The sequence below is a fragment of the Filimonas zeae genome, assembly GCF_014641615.1.
Lineage (GTDB): Bacteria > Bacteroidota > Bacteroidia > Chitinophagales > Chitinophagaceae > Filimonas > Filimonas zeae.
On sequence record NZ_BMIB01000002.1, the window covers coordinates 324,258 to 338,757 of the forward strand.

10 protein-coding genes are annotated in these 14,500 nt (G+C 47.4%); 4 read left to right on the plus strand and 6 right to left on the minus strand.

All coding sequences use genetic code 11. The features are described 5' to 3' along the window. The first annotated feature begins 373 nt into the window (after positions 1–373). Positions 374–937, plus strand: coding sequence for a TetR/AcrR family transcriptional regulator (locus IEY13_RS08130; RefSeq protein ID WP_188951488.1), 564 nt, complete (start codon positions 374–376; stop codon positions 935–937). Positions 938–982: 45 nt separating this feature from the next. Then, a complete protein-coding gene (gene fabF / locus IEY13_RS08135; protein WP_188951489.1) occupies positions 983–2,221 on the plus strand; it encodes a beta-ketoacyl-ACP synthase II in 1,239 nt (412 codons plus the stop codon). A gap of 97 nt (positions 2,222–2,318) precedes the next feature. Here fabF and IEY13_RS08140 read toward each other — a convergent pair whose 3' ends face one another. Then, positions 2,319–2,507 (minus strand): DUF3606 domain-containing protein, encoded by a 189-nt coding sequence (locus tag IEY13_RS08140; protein WP_188951490.1) that lies wholly within the window; start codon positions 2,505–2,507, stop codon positions 2,319–2,321. A 78-nt stretch (positions 2,508–2,585) separates the two neighbouring features. Continuing rightward, entirely contained in the window at positions 2,586–3,410 is an 825-nt protein-coding gene (locus tag IEY13_RS08145) for an aldo/keto reductase (protein WP_188951491.1), read from the minus strand. Between the two features lie 90 nt (positions 3,411–3,500). On the opposite strand from IEY13_RS08145, the gene IEY13_RS08150 reads away from it, so the two are divergent. Then, positions 3,501–4,277 carry a 2-dehydropantoate 2-reductase N-terminal domain-containing protein gene (locus IEY13_RS08150; RefSeq protein ID WP_188951492.1) on the plus strand — a complete coding sequence of 259 codons (777 nt, stop codon included), beginning with the start codon at positions 3,501–3,503 and terminating at the stop codon, positions 4,275–4,277. Positions 4,278–4,293: 16 nt separating this feature from the next. On the opposite strand, the gene IEY13_RS30105 is transcribed toward IEY13_RS08150, so the two are convergent. Continuing rightward, entirely contained in the window at positions 4,294–6,069 is a 1,776-nt protein-coding gene (locus tag IEY13_RS30105) for a family 43 glycosylhydrolase (RefSeq protein WP_229687790.1), read from the minus strand. Positions 6,070–6,124: 55 nt separating this feature from the next. Then, positions 6,125–9,544 carry a T9SS type B sorting domain-containing protein gene (locus IEY13_RS08160; protein WP_188951493.1) on the minus strand — a complete coding sequence of 1,140 codons (3,420 nt, stop codon included), beginning with the start codon at positions 9,542–9,544 and terminating at the stop codon, positions 6,125–6,127. 208 nt (positions 9,545–9,752) lie between these two features. On the opposite strand from IEY13_RS08160, the gene IEY13_RS08165 reads away from it, so the two are divergent. Continuing rightward, positions 9,753–10,313 (plus strand): RNA polymerase sigma-70 factor, encoded by a 561-nt coding sequence (locus IEY13_RS08165; protein ID WP_188951494.1) that lies wholly within the window; start codon positions 9,753–9,755, stop codon positions 10,311–10,313. On the opposite strand, the gene lacZ is transcribed toward IEY13_RS08165, so the two are convergent. Together lacZ and IEY13_RS08175 are read right to left on the minus strand one after the other, a co-directional pair. After that, positions 10,297–13,476 (minus strand): beta-galactosidase, LacZ type, encoded by a 3,180-nt coding sequence (gene lacZ / locus IEY13_RS08170; RefSeq protein ID WP_188951495.1) that lies wholly within the window; start codon positions 13,474–13,476, stop codon positions 10,297–10,299. The genes IEY13_RS08165 and lacZ overlap by 17 nt on opposite strands. 21 nt (positions 13,477–13,497) lie before the next feature. Further along, on the minus strand, positions 13,498–14,469 hold the full coding sequence (locus IEY13_RS08175; protein WP_188951496.1) for a discoidin domain-containing protein: 972 nt from the start codon (positions 14,467–14,469) through the stop codon (positions 13,498–13,500). Positions 14,470–14,500 lie beyond the last annotated feature (31 nt).

Sequence of the window (14,500 nt, forward strand, 5' to 3'; positions counted from 1 at the left end):
CTATTTTTACTACGGGATTTTGTGCGGTTGCGGTGTACACAAGGCATGGCCATAGCCCAAAGGCTAGTAGCAATCGTTTGGCTTTCATTGATGAATGGTTATGTTATGATTTCATTTGGCAATACTGCCCTTTCCCTACGCCCCCGGTTGGCGAAAAGAAAAAACAGTAAGCTAAAAGTAAGCTGCACCTAAAGCCAGTTGCAATGGAAGATTCGCCTATAATGCTGGACAATATTGCACCGTTAAAAAAATGCAACTTACTGCGCACCTGAAAACACCCTAAGCTACAGCTGATAAAAAAGCCCTTATAGGCAAAAACCTGGCAAAAACACAAATAGACAGACCTGTCTATTTATTTACCTATCTTTACCCTATGAAAGAATCCGAAGCCAGAAACCGGATACTCAATGTTACCACCCGGCTTTTTTACGAACAGGGATATAACAGTACCGGCATTAATCAGATTATTGAGGAAGCGGGTATTGCACGCGCATCGCTGTACCATCATTTCCCCTCTAAAAGAGATTTGCTAACAGCTTATCTGGAAGAGATGGGACAACAGTTTGTAAATGAGCTTACTGCCTACCTGGCACCACTGAAAAATCCACAGCGGAAAATACTTGGCTTATTTGATTACCGTATTGAAAGGCAATACCACACATCGTTTGGGGGCTGCCATGTTATGAAAATAAGTGCGGAACTGGAAAAAACAGACGCTTCCGCTTTTTCCCTGGTTGCTGCCCAGAAAGAGAAGCAGAAACAGGCTATTATAAACCAGGTGGCACAGCTGCATGCAAAAGAAAACGCTGTACTGCCCGGAGAGCTGCTTACAGAAACACTTTTTTTACTGCTGGAGGGCGCTACCATCAGCAGCACCATACAAAAAAATATACAGCCACTAAAACAGGCACGCAAGGCTGCCGCCAAACTTATTTAATTTTTACACTACAAACAGACAGACTAGTCTACTAAACAATACACAATGAAACGCGTAGTAATTACCGGAATGGGTGCCATCACTCCTCTGGGAAACAATGTAAATGATTTCTGGTCCGGGTTAACTGCCGGCAAAAGCGGCGCAGCCCCTATTACCCATTTTGATGCATCGCAGTTCCGTACGCAGTTTGCCTGCGAAGTAAAAAACTTTGATGCCAGCCATCTGCTGGATAAAGCGGAACTGAAACGTACAGACACCTTTACACAATATGCACTGGCGGCCGCCGGACAGGCTATTGCCGATTCAGGCTTCGACATTAATAAGATGGACCCGTTTGATGCAGGCGTTATCTGGGGTACCGGCCAGGGCGGCATGGAAACTTTTGAGCAGCAGGTGAGCGAATATGCCACCGGTAACGGTCAGCCACGTTTCAGCCCCTTCTTCGTTCCTAAGATGATTCCCAATATGGCATCGGGTATGATTTCTATCCGCCACGGGCTGATGGGTATTAACTATACCACCGTATCTGCCTGTGCCACCTCCAACACAGCCATTATGGATGCCTTTAACTATATACGGCTGGGTAAGGCAAAAGTAATTGTAACAGGAGGCTCAGAAGCGCCGGTTACACCCGCTTCGGTAGGTGGTTTCAGCGCCATGAAAGCGATGAGTGCACGTAACCATGCCCCACAGGAAGCTTCCCGGCCTTTTGATGTGGAAAGGGATGGTTTTGTAATTGGTGAAGGCGCAGGCGCGCTGATATTGGAAGAATACGAACATGCCGCGCAAAGGGGCGCTACTATTTATGCGGAAGTAACCGGCGCCGACATGACAGCAGATGCGTACCATATGACGGCCACACATCCCGAGGGATTGGGTGCCGCCAAAGCCATAGAAAGATCATTGAAAGAGGCTGGCATTACTATACAACAGGTAGATTACATTAACGTACATGCCACCTCTACCCCAATTGGCGACCTATCAGAAATTCAGGCACTGAGCCGTATTACCGGCAGCAACACCTCGCCTTATATCAGTTCAACCAAATCAATGACCGGTCACTTACTGGGTGCAGCAGGTGCTATTGAAGCCATTGCTTCTGTAAAAGCCATTCAACACCAGGTAATACCGCCTACCATCAATACAACAGTATTAGACCCCGCCATACCAGCCAATATGCGTATTGTTACACGGGAAGCAATAGACCATCCTGTAAAGATAGCCATGAGTGATACGTTTGGCTTTGGTGGCCACAACGGCATTGTTATATTCCGTAAAGTATAATACCCAACAATACAACAGGGGTTATCTGCTTATAGAATACAAACAGATAACCCCTGTTATTTTATGCAATAGCTTCTACAGCAGCACTGCCTGGAATTTATTTTCCGGCACCAGCAAGATGCTTTTCTATATTTCTGCGAAAGGGACCGGCGCGTTTAATAGCATCTTTAATTTTCTGGTGGTTAAACCACGGAAACTGCCTGTGCAGGTATTCAACTTCACCAGGATCTTTGGCGTCTACCTTCAATCGGTCCTGTTTGCCGATGTTTACTTTGTTGTCTGACATGATTCTTTGTTTTTAAATACATAGGATAATGTGTATTATAAAAAATCATGCCGCTACAAAGCTGTAGTTCCGGGATGGCTAAAGCACTTCCTTTATATAGGCTACCAGCCTTTTACAGAAGGCTTCATCCGGTATAAGCCCTGCTCCTGACTGCGCGTTGTTCAGCGCATGTTCCGGCACAGATGTGGCGGGAATTACACAGGTTACCGCCGGGTTCGCAATTATATAGCGCAGAATGCAGTCAGGCCAGCTTTGGATACCCTGTGCCGTAACCCATTCCGGCAGTTTTTTGCCTACCAGCAGCTTTAACAAATGCCCCTCGCCAAAAGGCCGGTTAATGAGTGTAGCAACCCCTTTATCCTGCGCTACGGGCAGCAAAAACTGCTCAGCATGGCGGTTCAGTAACGAGTAATTAAACTGCACAAAATCAAGCGGTTCCTGCTCTATTATACGGCGTAGTTCTTCGTGGCTGGCATCGGTATAATGGGTAATGCCTATGTAACGTATTCTGCCCTCTTCTTTCCAGCGGCGCAGCTGTGGAAGATGCGTTTTCCAGTCCACCAGATTATGTATCTGCATCAGATCAATCGTTTGCCGCTTCATTTTCCGGAAAGAATCTTCCATCTGCGCCAAGCCTTCTTTAGCACCGGTAGTCCATACTTTGGTAGCGTAAAACAGCCTGTCAGCAAAAGGCTGCCCTTCCGTAACCTGCCCTATTACCTCCTCCGCTTTACCATACATAGGCGAGCTATCTATTAACCGCCCGCCCGCTCCGGCCCAGGCTTCCACTACCTGTGCTGCGTTTTGCAGCGCACCAGCGCCGGATATATTCAAACTCTGCCAGGTGCCCATACCTATTACAGGCATTTTTTCACCACTGGCAGGAATAATACGTTCTAACATACGATAGCAAACTATTTAGTCCACTAATATAGCCAATTGAAACAATACACACCTTTTTGCCATACCGCTGCCTGCCAATACCTTTGACGCATGAAGCAAGTAGGAATTATCGGCTGCGGGTGGCTGGGCCTGCGAATGGCACACCATCTGCAACATCGGTATCAGATAAACGTAACTGTTACTTCAGAAGAAAAAAGCAATACACTGCTGGCGGAAGGTATACCGGCAAGTGTTGCCCGTTTTGCAGATGATAAGGTATACACCCCCACTGCAGCCTGGGCAGAAGCAGCGCAGCAGGATGCGATAATCATAACCGTGCCTTTTTCAAAATCCACGCCCACAGAACAGCTAAACAACCGCTTTCATCATCTTCACCACTTTCTTGGTGCATACAACAAACAGTTGTTCCTGATGAGTTCTATAGGCGTTTACCCGCAAGTGCCGCAGCTGATAACAGAAAACAGCCTGCCGGAAGCAATGCTCACGGCCAACATACTGGCCGTGGAAAAACTGGTGAGGAGCTTTTACCCGCAGGTAAACATACTGCGGCTGGGCGGACTTATGGGTGATAACCGGGTTTTCAGTAAGTATCAAGTAACCGGTTTAGATCAACCGGTTAACCATGTACACTATCAGGATATATGCCTGGCAGTGGAGAAAATGATACAGCAACAAACTACCGCTCAAACTTATAATATTGTAGCACCGCTACACCCTTCCAAAGACGAGGTAATGCATTGTCAGCAGCAGCTTACCAGTACTCCGGCACTGCCGGTTGCAGGCAGAATTATATCAGCTGACGCTTTTGTAAAGGATCTGGACTTTCAATACACCTACCCTGACCCGAGGTTGTTTCCTATACAATAACAGCTGCAATAAAATATCAACGCACGGCTTTCATTATGAAATCAACAATCGGCTGTGGATTGCCAAGGCTATGAGGATGGTGGTTTACGCCTGGCTTGTGTATTACGGTGATGTTGCCACCAGCCTGCTTTACTTTCTCTTCAAACAGCGCGGTATTTTCTGCTACAGGTACTACATCATCCGCATCACCCACCACATGCAGCATGGGGTACCTTCCTTTTACAATTTCGGGTACCAGGTCTATCGGGTTTCCTTTGAATGCCATGGCGGCGTCTTCAGAAGTTAAGTTAAAATCACTTTTAAAGGCAGCCCAGGAGCCTGCATCGCCTTTGCTGGCACCCTTACCTCCCGGCCAGCTTTTCAGGTCCAGCACCGGTGCATCTGCGTATACGCAGGCAACCTTTTCCGGATTTTCAGCAGCCCAGCGGTAGGCATAAACACCACCGCGGCTAAAGCCCTCCAGGCAAACCTTTTCAGACAGGCCCGCCTGTGTTAGTCTGGCATAAAACGCATTCCAGATATCCACGGCTTCGCGGTTACCAAACAGTTCCGCTACATCACAATAAGCTACATGAAAGCCACTATCCAGCAACGCTTTTTCTGTTTGAGGTTCTACATTCCAGAAACGGCAGTTCCATATCCATGGCGCACCGGGCGCTACCTTACGCGGCTTCACTACCTTGCAGGAGCGACCCATAAAGCTGAAGTCAGCACACTCAAATCCGTGGTAAGAACTGATCTTTTTTTCTCCGGTAATTTTTTCAAAAATATCAGCGGTTGCAGCCGGAGGGTTAATACACCGGCCTAATTTAATTTTATCGCCGCTATCGTCTACCTCAAACAAACGGGGAACGCGGATATAATGCCCGTCTTTATCTTCACGATGACTATGTACCGACATCAGCAGCTTGCCCTCAAAGGTGCGGAACAGCATACCATGGCCGTGATTGGGTGGCGTAATGGGTTCCGGCTCCTGTATCCACGGACCATCTAATGTTCCGCTTTTTGAATACACTACACCCTGCGTGTATACATTAAATATCCAGCTGGTCCATAACATACCCAGCTTTCCGGTTTGGGTGCGGAACAACCAGGGGCCGTCAGTTACTTTATTAGGTATGATTTTACCCCGCTCATCTTTTTCACGACTCCAGGGCGCTTCACTGGCGCGGAACAACAGCTTTGCTTTGCCCGTAGTTCCACTTAAATCTTTTTTCAGGGCAATCTTTTCAATGGTACCATCCCAGTTCTGCAACCATTCATAACAGTATATCATATAGGGCTTACCGTCTGTATCTACCCAGAAGGTACCATCCAGCGTAGGCATATTGGCAGGAAGATAAACCGCATCTTTCATCGGCACATAAGGGCCGTCTGGCTTATCACTCACCAGTACATGGCAGGCGCGGCGCTCAATCACATTGCCTTTAACGGTATCAATTTTAACATCACGGTTGGTAAAGGTGGCAAAGTAATAATACCTGCCCTTATAGGCATGCAACTCAGCTGCCCATATCATAGGATGTTTCCCCATCCAGGAATTGGTATCCGGCCGGGCCACATTAAGCGGCCCTGTCCACATTTTCAGGTCTTTACTTTTCCAGAGCATACCACCCGTACCGGTCATATAGTACGTACCTGAGGGTTTATCTGCCAGAATACAGGGATCGCTTAAACGAATGGAATCGAGCGGCAGTTCACGCATTACCGGCTGTGAACGTTTCTGGGCAAGGCTGGGGGCAAAGCAACTGCCCCAACAGGCAGCTACCGCTAAAAACAGAAATTTACGCATGATGATCTTCTACAAAAAATGAAGATAATCAATAATTACCACCCCGGCACCTCCCCTACAACAGCAATGTTATAGTTCCTGTAACCATTTTTACCACGCCCATACAATCGGTATAGGTAACCATATATACATAAGAACCTGGCAACCTTTCGCCCTTATAGCGGCCGTTCCATCCCGTGGCAATATCATTAGTAGTAAACACCTGCTCACCCCACCGGTTAAAAATGCGAAAGCTTTTGAGGGTTATTTTTTGCGCTACCACGCGGAACCAATCGTTTCGCCCATCGCCATTAGGTGTAAAGCCGGTAGGCATGTAGATATAAGCGTCTGCACAATACGTAGCCCTGGACAGCACGGTTATAAATACCGAATCACTCACCGGACAACCTTCGGGGTCGCTTGCTGCATGTACCGTAATCCAGCCGGAACGCGAAGGCGTGGCAGCAGGGTTGGCAATACCCGGATTATTAAAAACCACTCCGCCCCCTTCCCACCTATACTGGTTTGCCTGCGTGGCCTGTAGCTGTATACTACCTCCAACAACTACAGTATCCGCATTAGCCGACACCTGTATAACCGGTGCCGTTACTGATAAATTCAATACTACCATACTATCGCAGGTAGCCGTGGGCAAGGTATCATGATAAACACCTGCTTCCGTTAACAGTAATCCATTGAACTGAAAGCTTTCGCCCGCACAGATGGTTATATTTATGGTGTTGCGCTTTACCGGAAGTACTGATAGATTTAACACCACAATACTGTCGCAGCCGGCTGTTGGCAAAGTATCGCGATAAATACCGGGCTGCGTAAGTTGCCTTCCATTAAACACGTAAGGCATGTTGGCACAGGTTGACCGCACAATGGAATCGCGTTTCAGATTTATAGAAAGCAATAAAGTAACAATACTATCGCAGGTAGCCGTACCCAGGGTATCACTGTAAACACCGGCTACGCTGTAAGTACGCCCGTTAAAAGGATACTGCTGCCCCGGGCACATGGTATAACGCACCGAATCGCGCTTATAAGGCAAAAGTGTAATGCGGGTAACCACCACACTATCACACAGCAGGGGCCTTACCAATGTATCGGTAAAAACACCGGCAATGTTATAGGAATGCCTGCCAACGGTAACGGAACGTCCGGGGCAAAGGCTGATGTTTTGTGTATACACATTTTTCAGCTGCAGATGATAGGTGGTATACGACGTATCGCGGCAGCCATTGATATCTGTAGCCCTTTGTATAGTGTAGACGCCTGTATCTCCAGGCGTTACCGGATCTATGGTAAGTGTATCCGTGGCATAGGTAACACCACCGGGAGTTGTCCACCGGTAAGTATAATAAGCCGACCGCCCATAGGTTAATTGCCTGCTGTTACACGAAAACGTACGCTCTGCTATGGGTGGAAAAGAAATAGCGCTAACCGTAACACCTGTGGTGGAAGCATTACCGCATACATCATAAATACGGGCGGTATACGTTCCCGGTGTTGCCGCAGCAAAAAGATTCCCGCTCTGTACCGGAAAAACCTGCGGGCCACTGATAATTTCATAACTAAAAGGGGCCACCCCTTTACTGCTATCCGCTACCAGTTCCAGATAGGTATTGGTTTTACATTGTACATAGTTATTTATCAATATTGCCGGTGTCTGATACCCTTCAATAACCAACGTATCTGTTATTACCTTACAGTCTACCGGCAGGTGGTTAATGGGTGAGGAAACACCGTAAGCAGAAGCATAAGTAAAAGCAAGTTCATAACGGCCGGAAGCCAGATTGGAAACAGAATCGTTTATAAAAACAGTAGCATCCTGCGGCTGGTAATATTTATACACCTCCTCTCCCGTGGTAAGGTTTCGTATACGGATGTTACCGTGAGAAGCGGCTATATTATAATAGAGTTTATTATCGCCCGGGCACCCCTTACGATAAGTAAACCGATGGCTCAGATTTGTCACTTCTGTTTCAGCAATGGTAATATGATCAAACACCTCCGATCCACAACTGTCTATCAGCTTAAACTGATACGTTCCCGCAGAGAGGTTACTCATATCAAAGCGATAATTATTATACCCGAAACCCATAGGGGCAAGCGTATCGGGGTACACATAATTACTTTCATATGCATATCCTGCCTTGGTACTGCCCATTCTTACCGGCCCGGACAGTAATACCAGCCTGGGTTCCTTTTTAAAATTCTCTACAAACAAAAAAGCGAAAGCAGCAGAATCCACACAGGCAGTAGGCACTATCTGAAGGGAAGATATAGCAGGTACGGGCGTTACTGCTGCAGGCACATAAAAATCCCGTTCTGTTGTATGGCCACAGCTATCAGCAATAACAATATGATAGGTATTATTAACAGGAAGGTCTTTTACGGTAAAACTACTTATGATTGGATAGCCGCCGATACCCGGAAAGCCAGTTTCCGAACCGGTAGCCAGCACCGCATTGGCTGCGTCTGTTACCACATAACTCACCGGCGCTTTCAAGTAAGTACCTATTGTACCCGGTACTTCGCAGGCGCCGCCATTCAGGTTGAAAATGATGGATGTTTTATAGTCACAGTCAGCAAAATACTGCGCCACCTGCGTACAAAAAGAAAAAGGCCTGGCAGTATAGGTGGGCGATACTACCGAAGCCCCGCAACTATCCGTAATAGTTACCTGCACCTGATCGCCATAAGTAAAACCGGGCAACAACTGCTCCAGGGTAATATAACCGCAACAACCGGAGGTGTCTATTATAGTGGGTGAACGGGTAGTAAAAGAACCGCTGCCTGTTACAAAAGTGCAGGTAAGCGGAAAGCGCCACGCATCAGCATGCAGGCTCATCGATAACATGGCAGAATCGCACCCGGTTATAGCTATACGTGGCGGTACAAAGAACACCATATTGGAAAGCGGCGGATTGGTAAGCGTGGTTATGAATGTTCTGAAACCACCACACGCATCAGTAAGCCTGATGGTATAATCACCAGCGGGCAGGCTTTTAAAAGTATCACTGGCCTGTGGTGGTGTTACCACCGGAGACGGCACCATTAACTGCCAGGTAAAAGGCGCCAGGCCGGTGCCGGCTACGCGGTTACCTGCAATCTGTCCATCGCTGCCGCCATTACAGAAGGGATGAATATTTACAGGTTGCAGGTCTGGTGGCAGATAATTACCATCTACTACCACATTTCTGCTTACTGTGTTCGCTGCCCCATCAGAAATGGTAACGGTATACGTACCTGCCGGAAGAGAATGAAAAACGGAGGCTGTTTGCACCGGCGCAGGAACGGGGCCGGCAGTAATACTGAATAATAGCGGGGGCGAAACGGTAACAGCGTCAATGGTGATGCTGCCGTTATTAGCACAGGTGCTGGGTGTACTACTGACTGCGTTTACCTGTAACTGTGCCGGCACTATAGACGGGAACAGGAATAAAGCAATGACAATCAGCCAGTAAGGGTGAAGGGCCAGGCGGGTCATATACGCAAGATAACTAATAAACATTCACCATATCCAACCGAATGGCAGCACTATGCCGCCCGCCTGACAACACATTCCGGAAAAAATGTAATGCAATCCTCCTTTATACCTTATTAAAAACGATTTAGCTAATTATTAAAAAAGATATTTTTACTGTTTTATCTAACATGATCTTTCTTTAATTTAGAAGCAGATTATTCTCCCGCTAATGCCATCATGCTCACTTTCAGATACTGAATTATTGTTGCTGTTGCAAAACAGCAACCACGATGCTTTCCGGGAAATATACCGGCGCTATTGGGATAAGCTGTTTTACCTGGCGGCTAAAAAACTGAAGAGTCCGGAAGAAGCAGAGTGTCTGGTGCAGGATGTATTTGTAGATATATGGCAGCGCAGGCAGCAGCTGAACGTAAGGGAAGCATTGGACGGTTACCTGGTGGTGGCAGTAAAATACCGTATTATTAATGTAATGGCCAAACGCGACCGTGCCAGAACCTGGCAACAACATACCTCAAACACATCTGCGCCGGCAGAATGGCTGAAATATCATGAGCTGAAAGACTGGCTGGATAAAACCGTGGCCAGATTGCCTGAAAAATGCCGCATCGTATATCAACTTAAAAGTGCAGGCTATAGCCAGAAAGAAATAGCCCGGCAGATGCAGGTTTCTGAAAAAACAGTAGAAACCCATATCAGCCGGGCGTTAAAAGTATTAAGAACAGGTTTTAACCACCTGTTGTTTATGCTGTTGTTTATCTGCCGTTTTTAATGAAAGGCTGAATGGTAAAGAATAACCGCCCGGTAGTATCAGGTACCAGGTATTGCGGCAACTGCATAGGGCCGCAACTGCCATTACCCAATCCCATTTGCCGGTAATCCAGTGTAAGCACCGTTTCTTTAACCGGTTGTAACTGATAAAAATGCGCAGCCCTGCCCAGCTCCTGATCGGTATAATGCAGGGCACTGAAACTCATGGTACCATCACCTTTAATTTCAATACCATCACCGGTAAGGGTATCAGTGAGTTGTATCCAGCGTGTATCTTCCCGGTTGGCCATGCCTTGCGGCTTTTCATAAGGCTCAGTCATATCCGTTACTGAACGGTTGTAAACGCCTATGAAAGCAGATTCCTTGCGGTCAATATAATTCTCATGCGGTCCTCTGCCATACCATTTCACCTGTTCTAGTCCTTCTGAAAACGCCATCCGCACTCCTAAACGGTTAATAAACTGTTGCGTGCTGTCTGGCGTAAAGGTGGCAGCCACCGCAATATGGCCGTTACCGTGTATGGTATAATCCAGCTGCACCTGCACCCCAAAACCGGAAGAGGTATTAGCACGAATAGCTGTACGTACTATTACCTGTGAAGGCTGTTCGGTAACATCCAGACTTTTTAACGTGTAAGTGGGGTGGTCATGCCCCAGCTTCCGGGTATCATAAGGCTGCCCCCAGTCGCTGGTATGATCGTTATCCAGCATAGCCCGGTACAGATTAAACACAATACCATTATCAACACCATCAATGTATTTCTTCTGTCCGTATACAAGCTCCGATAATCTGCCGGTTGCCTTATTAAACTTTACCTGAAACTGTTTACCGGTTATCAGCACCTCGCTGGTAGTTTGCTGCAACTGCACAGGTGCATCTGTGGCCGCTGCACGTGAAGCGCTGGCAGCTATGGCAGGTATCATCAGCTGTTCCTGTGCCACCACGTGCCCCTTACCGGCCCAAAGCTGCTTTTCAACCAGACTGGCCTCTATAGTAACCTGATATTCTGCACCGGCTTTACGTTTATACTTTTTAAGCGGCAACGTGAATATGGCACTGTCGTTAGGTGCCAGATTTCCTGCCGTGATTACACCCTTTGCTACCGGCAGCCCGTTCTCCAGTAGCGACCAGCGGAAAGCAAAAGATGCAGCTGTCAGGAAATCGTAACAATTGGTAATCTTTATACGCCCCTCACTTATACCAGCATCTGTAAAGCGGAAATACTGATATACTTTTTTTACTTCCAGCAGGGCCGGCTTCACCTGACGGTCTGAACTAACCAGCCCTTTAATACTGAACGTTCCATCATTCGGCTCATCGCCCAGATCGCCACCGTAGGCTATATAGGTTTTACCGGTGTTATCGCCAGGTACAGGCGTACGGATGCCCTGATCTACCCATTCCCAAATACATCCACCTATCAGCCGCTTATGGCTTTCTATTGCATCCCAGTACTCGCGCAGGTTACCTACGGAATTACCCATAGCGTGCGCATACTCGCACATAAAATAGGGCTTTTCAGAGGAGGCCTTGCCGCGTTGGATAAGATAGTTAACAGAAGGATACATATTAGACTCAATATCGGCCACCTCGTTCATACCCTCATAGTGAATGGGGCGCGAGGTATCCATATTTTTCATCACCCTGCTTGCCGTAACAAAATTATTACCGCTGCCCGCCTCGTTGCCCAGCGACCAGATAACAACGCAGGCGTGGTTTTTATCCCGGTCAACCAGCCGAACGGTACGATCAACAATAGCCGCCTGCCAGGTGGGGTAACGCGCAATTTCCTGGTGTCCATGCGTTTCATGGTTGGCTTCATCTATAATATACAAGCCGTAGGCATCACAAAGCTTTAACCATACCGGATCATCAGGATAATGGCAGGAACGCACGGTATTTATATTGTGCTGCTTCATCAGCAGAATATCCTGCAACATACTCTGTGGAGTAACTGCCTTACCCAGTGTAGGGTGTATTTCATGCCGGTTAACACCTTTCAGTAATACCGGCTCGCCATTTACCAGCAGTTGACTGTTGCGGATTTCTACTTTGCGAAAGCCTACTTTTACCGGTAATACCTCCATGGTTTTACCATCTGCATTTTTAAGTGATAACAGCAGGGTGTACAAATAAGGTTTTTCTGCTGACCATAACCGGGGCTGCTCTACCGTACCAGCTAACGTATACCTCAACCGTTCATTTGCCGCCTGAGCCCCTACCGGCACCTGTATGGATGCAGCAGCCGGCTTTCCGTCTGCCCCCAGCAGCTGCGCTTCTATTGTGGCAGCACTACTGGCAGCGGTAGCACTATTCAACACCTGAGCATCGATTGACAACCGGGCAGTGGAAAAACCAGCATCAAACGTTGTATGCACAAAAAAATCGCGCACATGCAGCTTAGGCACAGTAAACAGATATACCCGGCGGTGTATGCCACTGAACCGCGTCATATCCTGATCTTCCAGGTAACTTCCATCGCTGTATTTAAATACCTGAACAGATATGCTGTTGCTGCCGGGCTGCACATAAGGGGTAATATCAAACTCAGCCGGGCTGAAGCTGTTTTCACTATAACCTGCACGCTGCCCGTTTACCCATAAATACATGGCACTTATTACGCCATCAAAATGTACAAATATCTGCTGCCCATTCCAGTTCTCCGGCACCGTAAACTCCCGGCGGTAAGAGCCTACAGGATTAGGCTCTTTTGCTGCCGTCCAGTTATCCGGTACTTTTCCCATTACATAAGGCGGATCGTTTTTAAACGGATAAGTAATATTGGTATAAACTGGCGTACCATAGCCCTGCATTTCCATATTGGAAGGTACCGGAATGGTTTTCCACGCCCGGGCATCAAAATCTTTACGGAAAAAATCGCGGGGCCTTTCATCCGGGTGCTTTACCCATTTAAACCACCAGTTGCCATTGAGAGATAATACCCAGGGCGAGTGCGTTATGGTACCGGTATCTGAATACCAGGTATCCTTTTGTGCGCTGCTTACAGAAGGGTAAGGAATATAAGAAGCATGAGACTCCTCCTTACCCACTCCAAAAATCAACTCATTCTCCCACTCCTCCCGCTCCTGGCTCCAGCAGCGGGAATGAATGAAACCGAAAGAAAACAAAAAGAACAATAGCAGAAAACGCGAAACATGCTTCATGAGTGTTGCTGAATTTACATATTAAAAAGCCCCCAGCTCAGCCAGGTGCGTATACTCTACGTTACCATAGTTAGCAGCTACTGTAATACGGAAATACCGCGCCTGCGGAAACGAAGGCACAAAAAATTGCTGCCGTGCATTGGTATTAGCCAGTGTAAGCATACCTGCCGGCGTCCAGGTGGTGCCATTATCACTTACCGCTACTTCTACTATATTAGGCTTGCCATTGTTAGTACTCTGGCGTCCGGTAAAGTTTAACCCGTGTATGGTTTTTACCTCACCCATATCTACCGCCAGCCAGTGTGGCGGTGTACCAAACCCACCATCCCACTTCGTATGCCAGAAGGTACTTGCTTTACCATCAATAGTATGCAGCCCCAGGCCACCGTTGGCTTCCCCTTCCGCGGGCTCTTCAGAGGATACACCCGATACTTTCCAGCCACTTCTGTCAAACTCCGGAAAGTCAGAAAAGTCAAGCGATGCCTTCACTACATAGTAAGCAGTCTGCAACGATTCGTTAATAGCTACCTCTCCTTTTACCGCTGTAATAGTTACCGCTACTATATACTCCTTAAACAGCTCCATACCTTTAGTGGGGTTGATACTGATGGCCAGCGGACTGGTAGATACTCCACCCTGCGGGATAACGGAACTTAGCTGCCCCATCTGATAACAGCCCTCAGGCAGCAACTCGTACTGTGTATTGTTAGCAACGTTAAAAGCCTGCGCTTTTTCCTTATCTACAGCAAACTGCACCTGAATATCAGCAGCGGGCGTTGCATAGCCGCCGTAACTGGCACCATAGGTAAGTTTGTACACCGTATCTGCCATTTTAATGGTAACACGGTTGGGGTTTCTGGCTGCAGCTGCGCTGTACACCTTGTTATAACCCGGTGTAAGCTCATCATTAGGTATGGCTATTTTTTCGCAGGCTGACAATAAAAGCAGTGCAGCCATACATAAGATTTCTATTTTACGAGATAGTGTAATCATGTTGTTCATATTAATGCTTATGAATACAGGT